The 16,637-nt window shown below is 61.3% G+C and carries 10 protein-coding genes and 1 pseudogene; 4 read left to right on the top strand and 7 right to left on the bottom strand.

Annotated elements, in window-relative coordinates; all coding sequences use genetic code 11:
• Positions 1–5: 5 nt before the first annotated feature.
• The gene (rfbD, locus tag C3F36_RS02780) at positions 6–893 is read right to left on the bottom strand and encodes a dTDP-4-dehydrorhamnose reductase (RefSeq protein WP_104454421.1); all 888 of its coding nucleotides are present in this window, start codon (positions 891–893) and stop codon (positions 6–8) included.
• Positions 893–1,978 carry a dTDP-glucose 4,6-dehydratase gene (gene rfbB, locus C3F36_RS02785; RefSeq protein ID WP_104454422.1) on the bottom strand — a complete coding sequence of 362 codons (1,086 nt, stop codon included), beginning with the start codon at positions 1,976–1,978 and terminating at the stop codon, positions 893–895. Before rfbB ends, rfbD begins: the two co-directional genes overlap by 1 nt.
• A 946-nt stretch (positions 1,979–2,924) precedes the next feature.
• On the opposite strand from rfbB, the gene C3F36_RS02790 reads away from it, so the two are divergent.
• Together C3F36_RS02790 and C3F36_RS02795 are read left to right on the top strand one after the other, a co-directional pair.
• Complete coding sequence (locus C3F36_RS02790; protein ID WP_199769654.1) at positions 2,925–3,599, top strand: response regulator; 675 nt, start codon at positions 2,925–2,927, stop codon at positions 3,597–3,599.
• Positions 3,600–3,622: 23 nt separating this feature from the next.
• Positions 3,623–4,981 (top strand): ATP-binding protein, encoded by a 1,359-nt coding sequence (locus tag C3F36_RS02795; protein WP_080560554.1) that lies wholly within the window; start codon positions 3,623–3,625, stop codon positions 4,979–4,981.
• 376 nt (positions 4,982–5,357) lie between these two features.
• Here C3F36_RS02795 and glk read toward each other — a convergent pair whose 3' ends face one another.
• Positions 5,358–6,326, bottom strand: coding sequence for a glucokinase (gene glk / locus C3F36_RS02800; protein WP_104454424.1), 969 nt, complete (start codon positions 6,324–6,326; stop codon positions 5,358–5,360).
• A 348-nt stretch (positions 6,327–6,674) separates the two neighbouring features.
• Here glk and C3F36_RS02805 point away from each other — a divergent pair, with 348 nt between their 5' ends.
• Complete coding sequence (locus C3F36_RS02805; RefSeq protein ID WP_199769655.1) at positions 6,675–7,529, top strand: MurR/RpiR family transcriptional regulator; 855 nt, start codon at positions 6,675–6,677, stop codon at positions 7,527–7,529.
• Positions 7,530–7,689: 160 nt separating this feature from the next.
• Positions 7,690–9,129 carry a pyruvate kinase gene (gene pyk, locus C3F36_RS02810; RefSeq protein ID WP_005324189.1) on the top strand — a complete coding sequence of 480 codons (1,440 nt, stop codon included), beginning with the start codon at positions 7,690–7,692 and terminating at the stop codon, positions 9,127–9,129.
• A 67-nt stretch (positions 9,130–9,196) separates the two neighbouring features.
• Here pyk and C3F36_RS02815 read toward each other — a convergent pair whose 3' ends face one another.
• The 4 genes and pseudogenes from C3F36_RS02815 to C3F36_RS02830 form a co-directional block, all read right to left on the bottom strand.
• Complete coding sequence (locus tag C3F36_RS02815) at positions 9,197–10,240, bottom strand: efflux RND transporter periplasmic adaptor subunit (RefSeq protein WP_104454426.1); 1,044 nt, start codon at positions 10,238–10,240, stop codon at positions 9,197–9,199.
• Between the two features lie 15 nt (positions 10,241–10,255).
• Positions 10,256–13,317, bottom strand: a pseudogene (locus C3F36_RS02820) (efflux RND transporter permease subunit).
• 161 nt (positions 13,318–13,478) lie between these two features.
• Complete coding sequence (locus tag C3F36_RS02825) at positions 13,479–15,803, bottom strand: acyl-CoA dehydrogenase (RefSeq protein ID WP_053288307.1); 2,325 nt, start codon at positions 15,801–15,803, stop codon at positions 13,479–13,481.
• Between the two features lie 47 nt (positions 15,804–15,850).
• Complete coding sequence (locus C3F36_RS02830) at positions 15,851–16,504, bottom strand: TetR/AcrR family transcriptional regulator (RefSeq protein WP_104454427.1); 654 nt, start codon at positions 16,502–16,504, stop codon at positions 15,851–15,853.
• Positions 16,505–16,637 lie beyond the last annotated feature (133 nt).

Raw genomic sequence — 16,637 nt, forward strand, 5'->3', positions numbered from 1 at the left:
GTGATTTACTTGCCGAGGATCTCGGTCAGCATCCGCTCGACACCGACAGTCCAGTCCGGCAGGCACAGGTTGAAGGTGCGTTGGAACTTGGTAGTATCGAGTCGCGAGTTGTGGGGACGCTTGGCCGGCGTTGGGAACGCGCTGGTCGGCACCGCATTGACCCGAGTCACCGCCAACTCGACGCCGGCCTCCCGCGCCTTGGCAAACACCAGCTGAGCATACTCAAACCAGGTGGTGGTGCCGGAGGCGATCAGATGATAGAGACCCGCCACCTCAGGTTTGGTTTGCGCCGTACGGATCGCATGGGCCGTGCAGTCGGCCAGCAACTCCGCGCCGGTTGGCGCACCGAATTGGTCGTTGATGACCGACATCTCGCTGCGTTCCTTGCCAAAGCGCAGCATGGTCTTGGCAAAGTTGGCGCCACGAGCGGCATACACCCAGCTGGTGCGGAAGACAAGGTGACGAGAGCACAGCGTGGCTGCCTGCTCCCCCGCCAGCTTGGTCTCGCCGTAGACGTTGAGTGGAGCGGTTGCATCGGTTTCAACCCAGGGCCGCTCGCCACTGCCATCGAATACATAGTCCGTGGAGTAGTGCACCAGCCAGGCACCCAATGCTTCCGCTTCTTTGGCAATCGCCGCCACGCTGGTCGCGTTGAGCAGCTCGGCAAACTCCCGCTCGCTCTCGGCCTTGTCGACGGCGGTGTGGGCCGCAGCATTCACAATCACATCCGGCCTGAGCAGGCGCACCGTTTCCGCCACGCTGGCCGGGTTGCTGAAATCACCGCAATAGTCGGTGGAGTCAAAATCAACGGCCGTGATACGCCCCAGCGGCGCCAGTGCGCGTTGCAGCTCCCAGCCTACCTGACCGTTTTTGCCAAACAGCAGAATATGCATCAGGCACGCTCCCCGTAGTTCTGTTCGATCCAGGATTGATAGGACCCGCTCTTCACGTTGTTGACCCACTGCTGGTTATCCAGATACCACTGTACGGTTTTGCGAATACCCGACTCGAACGTTTCTTGCGGTTGCCAAGCAAGCTCACTGCTCATCTTGCTGGCGTCGATGGCATAGCGGCGATCGTGACCGGGGCGATCCGCCACATAGGTGATTTGCTCACGATAAGAGCCCGCCTTCGGCACCATCTCGTCCAGCAGATCGCAGATGGTGTGTACCACCTCCAGATTCTGCTTCTCGTTATGACCGCCGATATTGTAGGTCTCGCCGATGACCCCGGTGGTGACCACGGTATAGAGCGCACGCGCGTGATCTTCTACATAGAGCCAGTCACGGATCTGGTCGCCCTTGCCATAGACAGGTAACGGCTTGCCATCCAGCGCGTTAAGAATGACCAGCGGGATCAGCTTCTCAGGGAAGTGATAGGGACCGTAGTTGTTGGAGCAGTTGGTGACCACGGTCGGCAAACCATAGGTACGGCGCCAGGCACGCACCAGATGGTCGCTGGAGGCCTTGGAGGCGGAATAGGGGCTGCTGGGGGCATAGGGAGTGGTTTCGGTAAAGAGCGGCAATGCCTCACCGGGAGCGACTTCATCCGGATGGGGCAGATCCCCATATACCTCGTCAGTGGAGATATGGTGGAAGCGGAAGGCCGCCTTGCGCTGATCATGAAGACCATTCCAGTAAGCGCGGGCCGCTTCCAGCAGCATATAGGTGCCGACGATATTGGTTTCGATGAAATCGGCTGGGCCGGAGATGGAGCGATCGACGTGGCTCTCGGCCGCCAGATGCATCACGGCGTCCGGCTGGTGAGTGACAAAGACCCGATCCAATTCGGCGCGGTTGCAGATATCGACCTGCTCAAACGCGTAACGAGCGCTGGCAGATACCGCCGCCAGTGATTCCAGATTGCCCGCATAGGTCAGCTTATCGAGGTTGACCACTGAATCTTGGGTATGCTGGATGATATGGCGAACAACGGCCGAGCCGATAAAGCCGGCGCCGCCGGTGACAAGGATCTTCATTGAAAGGTTCCTGATTGCGATCTAATGAAAAGGAAAGATTTTTGGTTAGGGTTTGCTACTGTGCATCACTCTGGTTTTTCTTCATTGCACTGAGAGCATGAATGCTTGAATTCCAGACCGAGCTCCTCGCTTAGGCATGTACGATTATCTGCTTATGCGATGGAATGGTCCTCAAGGCGAGAGGACTAATGGCATGGATGAACGCAAGATTGGAATGCATAAATGATGACGCTACCGCCCCTGAGTTACAGCTCCCAACATGCTGCTTTTAACCTGATTGTGTGCGCTGTTGGCCATCATACCCTCCAGCAATTTCTTGTTTTGATTGATGTTTAGCAACGTTGTCGCATTACATTGCACACCCAGGCAGTCCGCAGCCTGCATTGCTCACATCTTGGGCAATTGATGCACCAAACCCGATTTTGGACCAGATTCTATCTCGTTTGGTGTGGGGATGAATAGTCATAACCGCAGAAAACCTCTCGTAGGGTAGGGATTCAAAATTGCCACTCATTAGACCTTCTGACCCTTCTCGCGCAACATCCATCCCTACGCCACACCGGGAGTTGTTCCCAATCACCGGCATCAAACAATAAAATTGAATATGTTCAGGCGATTACAACTGCATGCCTGCGTTACCCCGATGCTCGGAGCCTAGTTGTGACGATGAGCACCGCTGCAACAGTACAGTGAGTCCCCATCCCCACCAGTGCGATCAGAACAGTCGCAAGTAGTCACCAATGGAACCCCGACAGTCCTCATCTGATTCGACAGCATGACTCACAATAAAGCACGAAAGGCATGACTGCCGATGCAAGGACGGGTAGAGGAGACAAAGGCTGGCATGATTCAGTCCCGATACAGGGGGGTCAAGTAGGATCCGCATTGACTCTCCTTCTTGTTGACCCTCTAATTGACAGCCTGGACCCTTATCATCATGCATCTTATGAAAATCCTACTGGTCGAAGACGACAAGCTGCTCAATCACCACCTCTCCACGCTGTTGACCGAGGCCCAGAATCAGGTCCACAGCACGGACAGCGCCCAGGTGGCGCTGCACTATGCAGCCGACTACCCCATCGACGTGGCCATCATCGATCTCGGCCTGCCGGACATGGACGGCCTGCAGCTCATCAGCCGCCTGCGCGAACAGCAGATCCCCTTCCCCATCATAGTGTTGACCGCGCGTGGCAACTGGCAGGACAAGGTGGAAGGGCTGGAGGCCGGGGCGGACGACTACCTGGTCAAACCCTTCCAGAAGGACGAGCTGCTGGCCCGCCTCAATGCCCTAGTGCGCCGCAGCGCCGGTTTCATCTCCCCCAGGGTGAAGGCGGGTGACTACGAGCTGGATCTCTCCCGCAAGGAGCTGACCATCGCCGGCGAAGTCACCGTGCTCACCAGCTTCGAGTATCTGATCCTGGAGTACCTGATGCGCAACGCCCGCCAGGTGGTCTCCAAGCAGCAACTGCTGGACCAGCTCTACGGGGATGGCGAAGGGGATCCCAACACCATAGAGGTGATGGTGAGCCGACTGCGCAAGAAGCTGGATCCGGAGGGGCTCATCCAGCCCATTTCCACCATCCGCCGGCAGGGTTACATCTTCAACCTCTCCTGCAGTTGATGCCCCTTGCCATGCTGCACCCCATGACACTGATCCGTCGCTCGCTGCACCTCAAGCTGATGCTGAGCGCCATGCTGGTCATCGCGCTCATCATGGCCTTCTCCGTCTATATCCTCTACCTCGGCCACGCCGAGGAGCAGGCCCAGAAAGCCAGCATCCGCATGCAGGAGAACCTCTCCAAGCTGTTCTCCTCCAAGCAACCTGAGCCTCACGCCATCACGGATCTCGGCGGCCTGACCCCGGATGCCATCGACCCCAATCTCGACACCCTGATCTGCCGCTCCGATGGAGAGTTGAGCTGGTCCAGCCTGCACATGCCCGAGGTAATCACCATCAAGGAGACCATCTGCCGGGATCTGATGAAGTACCTTGGGGGCCTGGATCAGGACTATTTCTTCAAGCTGCACACCATCAAGAATGGCGAGAGCTACTTCATCTACAGCCTGCGCTTCCTGCGCAACCACGGCGACGGCCCCACGACCTACTACGTGGTGATGGTCGATTCCGCCAAGCGCTACCAGGCCCAGACCCGGGACTATCTCTACCGGTGCATTCGCCAGGCCTTGCTCGCCTACAGCCTGCTCGGCGCCCTGCTGCTGCTCACCAGCTTCTGGAGCCTCTCTTCCCTGCGCACCATGGCGCGGCAGATAGACGAGATCCGTGCCGGCACGCGGGAGGCGCTCTCCAAGGACTACGAGCGGGAGCTGACGCCGCTGACCGAATCCGTCAACCAGTTGCTGGAAAACGAGCGCCAGCAGACCCAGCGCTATCAGCATGCGCTCAACGATCTCGCCCACAGTTTGAAGACCCGGCTGGCCCTGATCCAGATCACCGCCCAGGAGCTCAAGCTCGGCCACGACATCCATGACAACATCAGCGAACAGATCACCACCATGGACCAGATCATCCAGTACCAGCTGCGCCGCGCCGTCACGGGTCGAAAGCGCCTCGCGAGCAAGGGCACCGAGCCGGTACCGCTCATCGAGAAACTGCTGGCCAGCCTCGCCAAGGTCTATCGCCACAAGAAGCTGCAGACCGGCTTCCAGTTCGATGACGATGTCTTCTTCCACGGCGAGCAGGGCGATCTGATGGAGTTGATGGGCAACCTGCTCGACAACGCCTGCAAGTTCGCCATCAGCGAGATCCGGGTCCATGTCGGCCACCAGGACAACGGCCTGCTCATCGTGGTGGAGGATGACGGCCCCGGCATCGCCCCCGGCAAGTCGCAGCAGATCTTCCAGCGCGGCGTCAGGGCCGACAGCTCCCCGGGCCAGGGGATAGGGCTCGCCGTCGTCACCGAAATCGTGCACAGCTACGGCGGCAAGATCCGGGTGGATGAGTCTCCCCTCGGCGGCGCCCGCTTCCATATCACCCTCCCCTGACAGATCGGGGCCAGGCCAGTGCCTGGCCCCTGCCGCATTCGGGCATCGCCATCCCGGCGCTCACCTTCTCCCACCCTTTCCCCTGTGCTGCCCGGCGATGCCTGGCCGAGTGCAATGGTGCTGACAAGTTGCCTCCCATCAGAAACCGACGAGCCTCTCCCCTCACCCCCTGCTCGAGCAGAAACGACGGGCATAAAAAAACCGGCCGCGAGGGCCGGTGAAACAGTTCAGGCTTGTCAGGTGACAATTCGCACCCAGCGGATGAAGACAGCTTCCAATTCCCTGTGAAACCCTGTCCTCTTGAGTACGTGAGCCTACTCTACGCCAGGGCCACTGAATCAGGGCTGAACCGCGATGAAATCGTTTCCCTAGCCTGTCAGAGACGGATCCCGAGGGACTGGCGCAGATAGGCGCCCGCACCGAGCAGGCCCGGACCTTCGTGGGTGATGAGGAACACGGGGATGTCCTTGAGGTAGGACTTGAAGCGCCCCTTGTCCTCGAACGCCACCCGGAAGCCGGAGGCGATAAAGAACTCCTGGAAGCGCGGTACTATGCCGCCGGCGATGTAGACGCCGCCAAAGGTGCCCATGTTGAGGGCCAGGTTGCCGGCAAAGCGCCCCATCAGCACGCAGAAGAGGCTCAGGGTACGGCGACAATCCAGGCATTCCCCCGCCAGCGCCCGCTCCGTGATGTCCTTGGGTTCGAACGCCTCGGGCTCCCGGCCGTCGGACTTCACCAGCCCGCGGTACAAGTTCACCAGACCCGGACCGGAGAGGAAGCGCTCGGCCGACACATGGCCCAGCTCGCCGCGCATCACCTGCAGCACAGCATCTTCCTCTTCCGTGTTGGCGGCGAAGTCCACGTGCCCGCCCTCACCCGGCAGACTGAGCCACTGTTCGCCGGCCTGCACCAGGTGGGCGACCCCGAGGCCGGTGCCGGCACCATAGATGGCGATGGGCTTGCCGGCCACTGGGGCCGCGCCCCCGAGCTGGATGCGATCGCTCTCGCCGAGCACGGGCACCGCCATGGAGACGGCAGTGAAGTCGTTGATCACCTGCAGACGCGCCAGGCCGAGGTTGGCCTGCATCTCGCTGATGGAAAACTCCCAGCTGTGGTTGGTCATGGCGACCCAGTCGCCGTTGATGGGACAGGCGATGGCGATGCAGGCCTCGCCCACCTTGGCACCATGTTCTTCCAGATAGAGGCGCACCACGGCCTCCAGGCTGGGGTGGGCCAGCCCTGAATAGGTCTTTGCCTGGGAAATGGCGCCGGTCGCCAGCTCGCACAGGGCCAGCCGGGCATTGGTACCGCCTACGTCGCCCACCAGCGCATGGGTATGCTGCATAACAAACTCCTTCGTTACCGACTCGGGGCGGCCCTTACCGTCCCGACATTATTATTTGGCTGCAATACTACTCGAGCCCGCAGCTGGGCTGCGCGATTTATGCAGACAAGTGTGCGCCCGCTCACAGTGTTGTTGCTTTGCAACATTTGTAAGCGTTTTCAAGACGCAAATGGAAGTTTGCAACTAAAAACACGAAATAATTAGACATGAGTCATACTTTGCAGGGCCGAGATTAGTTCCGATAAGCGCTTGTCTTGTATAGTCATCGCGGAGACTGGAAACCTGCTTGAGCTGTGAATTTAGTGCACAGACACTGAAGTTAAATTACAAAAATGCCTGGTGGTAATGATGAATACCCTCGATAAAATTACGAACAATCTGGAAAGTTTCAGTAAATCAGAGCGTAAGGTGGCTGAAGTGATCCTGGCCTCACCCCAGACCGCCATTCACTCCAGCATTGCTACCCTGGCCAAGCTGGCCGATGTGAGCGAACCGACCGTCAACCGTTTCTGCCGTCGCCTCGATACCAAGGGTTTCCCCGATTTCAAGCTGCACCTGGCCCAGAGCCTGGCCAACGGCACCCCTTATGTGAACCGCCACGTGGAAGCGGAAGACGGCCCGGATACCTATACCGCCAAGATCTTCGAATCCACCATGGCCTGCCTCGATGCCGCCAAGAACAGCCTGGACATCTCGGCCATCAACCGCTGCGTCGATATTCTGACCCAGTTCAAGAAGATCAGCTTCTTTGGTCTGGGCGCCTCCTCCGCCGTTGCCCGGGATGCCCAGAACAAGTTCTTCCGCTTCAATATCCCCGTGGTGAGCTTCGATGACATCGTCATGATGCGCATGAGCTGCATCAACAGCAGTGAAGGGGACGTGGTGGTCCTCATCTCCCACACCGGCCGCACCAAGGCCCTGGTGGAAATTGCCGCGCTGGCCCGGGAAAACGATGCCACCGTCATCGGCATGACCGCCAAGGACTCTCCCCTGGCCCGCGAATGCAACCTGGTGCTCTCCATGGACGTGCCGGAAGACACCGACGTCTACATGCCCATGGCCTCGCGCATCGCCCAGCTCGCCCTGGTGGACGTGCTGGCCACCGGTTTCACCCTGCGCCGTGGCATGAAATTTCGCGAAAACCTGAAGAAAGTCAAAGAAGGTTTGCGCGAATCCCGCTTTGATACCCCGCACTCCTCCTGATCATTCGGGGGTCCGCCCCCGACTGTCTATGCCAACGGGCTTGGTGTAGTATCGAAATTCAATCAAACAAGGCCACCCAGATGGCCTGCCAGTTGGCGCCATGCCACATGCTTGACGGGGCAGTATTTCAAGTCATATCAACTTCACATTGGAGTCTTTCATGCCAAGACGTACAAAGATTGTTACCACACTCGGTCCGGCGACCGATCGCGACGGCATTCTCGAGGGGATCATTCGCGCCGGTGCCGACATGGTGCGGATGAACTTCTCCCACGGCACTCCTGAAGATCATATCCAGCGCGCCAACCAGGTGCGTGACATCGCCGCCAAGCTGGGCCGCCACGTGGCCATCATGGGCGATCTGCAAGGCCCCAAGATCCGCGTCTCCACCTTCAAGGATGGCAAGATCTACCTCGCCATCGGTGACAAGTTCATTCTCGACGCCGCCCTCGGCAAGGGAGAAGGCTGCCAGGAGCAGGTCGGCATCGACTACAAGAGCCTGCCGCAGGACGTGGTATCCGGTGACATCCTGCTGCTGGACGATGGCCGCGTGCAACTGAAGGTCGAACAGGTCGAAGGCACCCGCATCCACACCACGGTGACCGTGGCCGGCCCTCTCTCCAACAACAAGGGCATCAACAAGAAGGGGGGCGGCCTCTCTGCCCCGGCCCTGACCGAGAAGGACAAGGAAGACATCAAGACCGCCGCCCGCATGAACGTGGACTACCTGGCGGTCTCCTTCCCCCGCAGCGGCGATGATTTGCGCTACGCCCGCGAACTGGCCCGCGAAGCCGGCTCCAACGCCAAGATCGTGGCCAAGGTCGAGCGCGCCGAGACCGTCGCCAGCGACGAGGCGATGGAAGACATCATCCTTGGCTCCGATGCCGTCATGGTGGCCCGTGGTGACCTGGGTGTCGAAATCGGCGACCCCGAACTGGTGGGTGTGCAGAAGAAGCTCATTCGCCACTCCCGCCGCCTGAATCGCGTGGTCATCACCGCGACCCAGATGATGGAGTCCATGATCAACGCACCGCTCCCGACCCGTGCCGAAGTCATGGACGTGGCCAACGCCGTGCTGGACGGTACCGATGCGGTGATGCTCTCCGCCGAGACCGCCGCCGGCCAGTTCCCCATCGAGACCGTGACCTCCATGGCCAGCGTCTGTGTGGGCGCCGAGAAGCACCCGAGCCTGAACGTATCCAACCACCGCATGAACTACACCTTCACCTCGGTGGAAGAGGCGGTGGCCATGTCCACCATGTATGCGGCCAACCACCTGGAAGGGGTCAAGGCGATCGTGGCGCTGACCGAGTCGGGCACCACCCCGCTGCTGATGTCCCGCATCAGCTCCGGCCTGCCCATCTTCGCCATGTCTCCTCACAACAAGACCCTGGCCTGGGCCAACCTCTACCGCGGCGTCACCCCCGTGCTGTTTGATGGCGACGAAACCAAGCCGGTCTACGAGGTGTGCCGCGACGCGCTGGACGTGCTCAAGGCCAAGGGACTGCTGCAAAGCGGCGACATGGTATTGCTCACCCACGGCGACAAGATGGAGACCGTCGGCAGCACCAACACCTGCAAGGTGATGATGGTCGAGTAATCGCCCCTCCTCCCTGCAACAAAAACGGCTCCCGCAGGAGCCGTTTTTTATGGGATCTGCCCCAGGTTCAACCGCGAAACAGCTCCACCTTGTCTCCATCCTGTAGGCTGCCGGCGCCGCGCACCACCACCTTGTCTCCCTGTTTGAGGGCGCCGCTCACCGCCACCTCCCGGCTGTCCCCAAAGAGCACGGTGACCGGCACCCGGTTCACCGTGAGCGCCTCGCCGCGCTGCTCCACCTGATAGACCACGCTTCCCTCGGTGCCGAGCACCAGGGCATCCCGTGGCAGCAGCATGGTGTGCTGCTCTCCCATCGGCAGCGCCACCCGCACTGGCGAGCCGATGATGAACGTGCCCGCTTCCGGCTTGAGGCGCAGCTCGATGAGCCGGGACTTGGGATCGGCGCTCGCCGCCCGCTGGTAATAGATGGCGTGGCTGCTGAGCTGCTCCCCTTCCACCCGCAACCGGGCCTGGGTGGCCAGTTGCCGGGCCCAGGCAATAGGCGCACGCAACCGGATGTCCGGCTGGTCCGGATTGACCAGCTCAAGCGCCTGTTCGCCCGCATCCACATGCTCCCCCGGCTGGATGAAGTGTTCATTCACCACTCCGTCAAACGGGGCAAAGATGCGGCTTCTGCGCAGCTGCTCCTCAATCTGGCGCACCTGCACCCGCGCCAGCAGCTCGGCCAGCTCAGCCTGCTCCACGTCATAGCGCGCCTTGTCATACTGGCTCTGGGAGGCACTCTTTTGCTGGTGCAAACGATCCAGGCGCTGGAACTCGGCGCGAGCGTAACGCAGATTGCTCCCCTCTCTGGCTTGTTCCGCCCTCGCCTGCTCCAGCGAGAGGCGCAGAGTCGCGCTGTCCAGGCGCAACAACTCGTCCCCCGCCTTCACCCGGCTGCCAAACTCGGCTATCCACTCCACCCGACCGCTCACTTCGGCGCTGAGCGCCGCCTGCTGGCGGCTCGCCACCGTGCCGCTGACCCATATGCTGGCCCCCGCCTCTCCCTGGGCCACCTCCGCCAGCGTCACCATCTTGCTTTGTGCAAGCGCAGGCAGCCCGCCAGCCAGCAGCAGTGCCCCCACCACTATCCTTGTGAAACCTTGTGTCATCGATGAGCTCCTTGCTCAGGCACGCTGCCGAAGGGCGTGCGGTATGTCGGTCTGCTCCCCCAACCGCAGGAAGGCGGGCAACAGGATCAGGGTGAAGAGGGTGCTGCAACTCATGCCGCCGACGATGACGGTGGCCAGCCCCCGGTAGATTTCGCTCCCCTCGCTCGGACTCAGCATCAGGGGCAGCATGCCGAAGATGCTGGTGAAGCTGGTCATGGCGATGGGACGCATCCGGCTTTGCAGAGCATCGGTGACTGCCGACTGTCGGCTCATCCCCTCCCGCTCGGCCATCCTGGTCTGGTGCACCAGCAGAATGGCGTTGTTGACCACCAACCCGAGCAGGATGACGAAGCCGATGATGGTGAGCAAGTCCATCGGCAGCGGCGCCACCAGACCGCTCAGGTGCAGCGCCAGCACGCCGCCGACGGTGGCGAGCGGCAAGGTGAGCAGCACCAGCACGGCATCCTTGAGGGAGGCGAAGACCCCCCACAACAGAATGAGCAGTATCATCACGGCGAACAGGAAGATGCTGCCGAGGTTGCCGAGCGCCTGCTGCAGGCTGTCGGCATTGCCGGCGACCCGCAGCTCCCCCCCGGCCGGCAGCAACGGCCGGATGGCGGCAAAGCTCTTGTGCTGCAGGGTGTCGAGCACCTGCTCCATGCTCATCCCCGCCGGGGGCGATATCTGCAGGCTGATGCTGCGCCGCCCATCGGATCGGAAGATGCTCTCAGGCCCGAGTTGCGGCTCCACCCGCAGCAGTTCCCCAAGGGGAACGATGCGCCCGGACGGGGTAGCAAGCGGCACCGCCTTGAGCTCGTCCGGGTTGGCGGAGGCCTGCCCCATCAGCAGGATGTCGAGCCGCTCATCCCCGTCGAAATATTCGCCGACCCGCAGACCATCGCCAAAGGTCTGGATGATGGCGGGCATGGGGGAGCGATCCCAGCCCACCTCGGCCAGGCGCCTGTCCTGGGGCACCAGCCGAAGCTCGGGAGCGGTGAAATCGAGTCCGGGCTCTGGCCTGACCTGGGCGCCGGGCAAGTCCCGCTGCACTATGGTCATGCTCTCCCTGGCCGCCTGATAGAGTTCGGGTAGCCCACCCCCTGGATCAGCAGGGAGATGCTGTTTTCACTGTCAAAACCGCCAAACAGGGACCCCTGACCACCAAACACCCGGGTGTCGGGAATGCCCACCAGCAATTGCTTCATCAAGAGCTGCTCCAGCACCTTGATCTGGTTATCCTCCTTTGGCCGCACCCCGATCTGGGCACCGCCCGGGTAGCGCAGGATGTAGTAGTTCTTGAGGACAGGCCCCTTCTCCCCTTTCATATAGGGGTCGAGGCGGGCAATCAGGGTATCGATCACCTCCTCCCGCTGGGCCTTGAGATTGACCCCGGGGGTGAAACTCATCCAGACGTCGATGGCGTCCCGCTTCACATCCGGCAGGTAGTTCATCTTGGGCAACATCAACCAGCTCACCAGCACAGGCCCCGTCATCATCAGGACGATGATGGCCCAGCGCCTGGGGGCGGTGGCCGTCCAGCGGATCACATGGCGGGTGACGCGGCACCACAGGCGCTCAAAGGGATCAATCAGCCGCTCGTGCCCCATCCAGCGCGCCGCCACCGCAGGCAACACCGTGACCGCCACCACCATGGAGACGGTCACCGCGCAGGCGATGGTGAGCGCAAGATCGGCAAACAACTGCCCTTCCACGTCGTTGAGCAGGAGCACCGGCAGGAAGATGGCGACCGTGGTCAGAGTGGACGCCACCAGAGCGGTCCACACCCGGCGGGTGCCCTCCAGCGCCGCCTCTCCCTTGCTGATGTCACCCCGCTCATGGCGCCGGTAGATGCTCTCCAGCACCACGATGGCGGCGTCGAGCACCATGCCGACCGCAAACGCAATGCCCGCCAGGGAGATGATATTGAGGGTCCGCCCCATCACCTTGAGCAGACAGAAGGTGAGCATGATGCTGATGGGGATGGCGATCGCGATCATCAGGGTCGCCTTGAGCTGGCGTAGAAAGACCCAGAGGATGGCGCAGGAGAGCAGCACCCCGAGCCCCAGGTTGGCGGTCACCATGCTCACCGCCCGGTTGATGTAGAGAGAAGCGTCAAACGACTGCTCCATGTGCAGGCCGACCGGCTCCAGCACCTCCCGGTTGAGCTCCCCGACCTTGGCCTTGATCCCCTCGAGCGCCGCCAGGGCATTGGCGCCGCTCTCCTTGAAGATTTGCGCCGCGATGGCGGTGTTGCCGTTCTGGATGCGCAGCACCGGGTTCTCCTCCCGGGCCACTCTGATCTCGGCTACGTCCCGCAGATAGATGGGCAGGCCGTCACGCCAGTCCACCACCTTGTCCCCCAGGGCCGCCACGTCATAGCGACCGGCAAAGCGCAGCTTGTACTCCCAGCGTCCGATGTCGAGGGTGCCGGCCGACACATCCCAGCCCGTCGTTGCCCGGCTGGCGAGCACCGGGATCTCCACCCCCAGCTCGGCGGCGCGGTAAGGGTCGAAACGGATCTGGATCTGGCGCTCGTTGATCCCCTCGATGTCGACCGTGGACACCCCGGGGATCCGCTCCAGCTCGGGCTTGACCCTCGCCTCGATCAGCGCCTGGTGATCGTCTATCTCCCCCTTGGCGCCGGGCAGTTGCTGGATGAAGAAGAAGGTCAGGGTGTCGTTGCTGCTGTAGTTGTTGACGTAAGGGCCACCGATGTTGTCCGGCAGCCCCGAGACCCGGTTCAGGCGGGAGATGACATCAAGCTGGGCCCGCTGCATGTCGGTGCCGAGGGCAAACTCCATGTCGATTTCGGTGAAGCCGGGGTAGCTGTTGCTGCTGAGGCTCTTGAGCCCCTGTACCCCCTGCATCTCCTGCTCGATGGGATCGGTTATCTCCGACTCCATCTCCTGGGGCGAGGCCGAACGCCAGTCCACCGTGATGTTGAGGTGAGGACGGTCTATGTCGGGAAACAGCTGGACGGGCAGTCCCCGGATGCTGAGCAGGCCCAGCAAAAAAATCAGCACGACCGAGACCGCCACCCAGATGGGGCGTTCGATCGCCGTTTTGGCGAGGTTCATTCACTCTTCCTGAGTTGTTGTTATCGGCCATTCCGATGGCCTTGCTTCCTGCCCCAAGGGTGGGGGCCATTGCATTAAACTGGAATTAATCGACCTTGTAAATGCCTGGTTAAACAACAAAAAACCGGCCACTAGGGCCGGTTGTCGGTTTATGCTCGAGGTCAGGCTGCATGCTCGACCGGGCTCGTTTGAGGCAAACCTTCCAGCTCGCCAGGAGCGAAGTTGTCCACCTGGATAGCCTCGTAGCGCAGGGCATCGGCGGCCAGCAGCTTGTCCGCCTCCTCCTTGCCGAGGATGGACTGGGACAGGGCCGCAGCCACCAGCTCAGGCAGCGCCAGCTTGCGGGGCAGTCTGCCCTCTTTCTGGGCCTGCACCAGCTTCTTCTCGATGGGCTGCACCGAGACCATGGCCTGGAAGGCACGCTCCATCAGCCCCACCGGATCCGCCTCGTCCTTGCCCACATAGCAGAGCGCGGTCAGACGATCCCGGAACTCGCCCGGCGTCATCATGGCCAGACAGATGGCATGGCAGCGATCGTCCGCCGGCATCTTGTAACCGACGCCGAACGGGAACACCACCCGCTTGAGTACGGCACCCACCACCTTGTTCGGGAAGTTCTGGAAGAAGCCCTCGAACGCCTTGCCAATCAGGTAGAGGTTGCGCTCCACCGCATACTGCACGAACGGCAGGTCAGAGACCATGCGGCCCTGATCCTCGTAATGCTTGAGGGTGGCGGAGGCCAGGTAGAGGTGGCTCAGCACGTCACCCAGACGGGCGGAGATCATCTCCTTGCGCTTGAGATCCCCGCCCAGCATCAGCATGGAGACGTCGGCGCACAGGGCCAGCCCCTTGCTCATGCGGGAGAGTTGCTTGTAGTAGCGGGCGGTTTCGCCAGCTACCGGCGCGCTGTTGAACTGGCCCAGGGTCAGCCCCTGGAACAGGGCACCGAAGAAGTTGCCGGTACCGAAGGCGATGTGTTTCATCAACAGGGCGTCAAACTTCTCGAGACCGCGCTCCACATCGGTGTCGGCCGCCGCTTCCAGCTCGGCAAACACATACGGATGGCAGCGGGTGGCCCCTTGCCCGAAGATCATCAGGTTGCGGGTCAGTATGTTGGCCCCTTCCACCGTGATGGCTACCGGGATGCCCATGTAGGCGTAGCCGGTGTAGTTTTTCGGGCCCAGCTGGATGGCGCGACCGGCGTGGATGTCCATGGAGTCATCCATCACCTGGCGGGCCATCTCGGTCATGTGGTACTTGGAGATCGCGGTGACGATGGCCGGTGCCTGACCCAAATCCAGGGAACCTGCGGTCATGCGACGAGCCCCTTCCAGCTGATAGGTGAGGCCGCCAATGCGGGCCAGCGCTTCCTGCACCCCTTCAAACTTGCCGATGGACATGCCGAACTGTTTGCGCACGTAGGAGTAGGCGCCCACGGTGCGGCTCGCCATGTGACCACAGGCGGTGCCAAGGGCAGGCAGCGAGATGCCGCGACCGGCGGAGAGGCACTCCACCAGCATGCGCCAGCCGCGGCCGGCGTAATCCGGGCCGCCGATGATCCAGTCGAGCGGAATGAACACATCCTTGCCGAAGGTCGGGCCGTTCAGGAACGCCAGCCCCATGGGGTAGTGGCGATCGCCGACGCGCACGCCTGGGTGACTGGTCGGGATCAGCGCACAGGTGATGCCGATCTCTTCCTTGTCACCCAGCAGTTTTTCCGGGTCATAGAGCTTGAACGCCAGCCCCAGCACGGTGGCACGCGGCGCCAGGGTGATGTAGCGCTTGTTCCAGTTGAGGCGAATGCCCAGCACCTCTTCACCCTTGTGCATCCCCTTGCAGACGATCCCCTTGTCCGGGATGGCGCCCGCATCGGAGCCCGCTTCCGGCCCGGTCAGGGCGAAGCAGGGTACCTCCTTGCCGTTGGCCAGCCCCGGCAGCCAGAAATCTTTCTGGGCCTGGGTGCCGTAATGCATCAGCAACTCGCCCGGGCCGAGGGAGTTGGGCACCATGACGGTGACCGCGACGCTCAGGCTCTTGGTGGCGATACGGGTGACGATGGTGGAGTTGGCAATCGCCGAGAACTCGCGGCCGCCGTAGGATTTCGGGATGATCAGGGAGAAGAAGCCTTCTTTCTTCAGATAGTCCCACACCGGCTCCGGCAGGTCCTTGGTCTCGTTGACGATCTTGAAGTCGTCCACCATGGCGAGCAGGGTTTCGACCTGGTTGTCGATAAAGGCCTGCTCTTCTGCGCTCAGCTCGGCCTTGCCGTAGCCGTGCAGTTTCTTCCAGTCCGGGTTGCCGCGAAACAGCTCCCCGTCCCACCAGACGGAGCCGGCCTCCATGGCCTCCCGCTCGGTGGCCGACAGGGGCGGCAGTATCTTCTTGAAGATGCCGAACACAGGGCGGGTCACCACCTTTTTACGGATGGCGGGGACACCGAGCACCACGGCTATCGCCAGCACCAGCAGGACAAGCAATGTGATCATACCGAAGTTCCTTCTATTTCACTGTTTCCGTTGATTATTGTTAGGTGTTACACGGCCAGGGAGAGCCTGGTCGACTCCACGGGCGCCCCGACACCGGACGCCAGATAAGGAATGACGTTGCGCACCAGCCCTTCCACATCGAGCTGCTGGCCAAAATCGGCCTGGGCGATGTCACGCAGGGCATCCGCAGAGGCCATGGTGAAGACGACGGTGCCCAGGGTGAAGTGCAGGCGCCAGAAGAGATCCGCTGGCGACAAATCCGGATTGGCCTTGGAGATGGCCTGGGTGATCCCGTGCAGGGTCGCCCCATAATGGGTGGTAATAAAGCGGCGCAGGTGGCCCTGACTGTCGATATAGCCGCGCCCCAGCAACTGCATGAAGAGCGCCGGACCATTCGCCCTGACGGCCGACAGTTTCATCAGAGGTTCGACAAAGCTCTCGAACACCTGCAACAGGGTCAGCTGATCCTGCGCCATCAACGTCTGCAACCGCCCGTCCAGTGCCGGTATGAAGAGGCTCAGATAACGGTCGAGCACCGCCTGGATAAGCTCCTTCTTGGAGCCGAAGTGATAATTGACCGAAGCCAGGTTCACATCGGCCTCGCTGGTGATCAGACGCAACGAGGTATCGGCGAACCCTCGCTCGGCAAACAGCACCTCGGCGGCGTCGAGAATACGGTTCTTGGTATCGATTTTACTCACTGGACACCTCACTTAAACGAATGTTTAAAAAGTACGTTTCACGCCCACCCATGTCAAGAGAATGTGAACAAGTGTTGGCTAAATGTTTTTAATCAAAAAAGAGGGAAGATGGCGGGAACTTCGCGGCGAGACG

Source organism: Aeromonas sp. ASNIH2 (assembly GCF_002934795.1).
In the GTDB taxonomy this organism is placed as follows: domain Bacteria; phylum Pseudomonadota; class Gammaproteobacteria; order Enterobacterales; family Aeromonadaceae; genus Aeromonas; species Aeromonas caviae.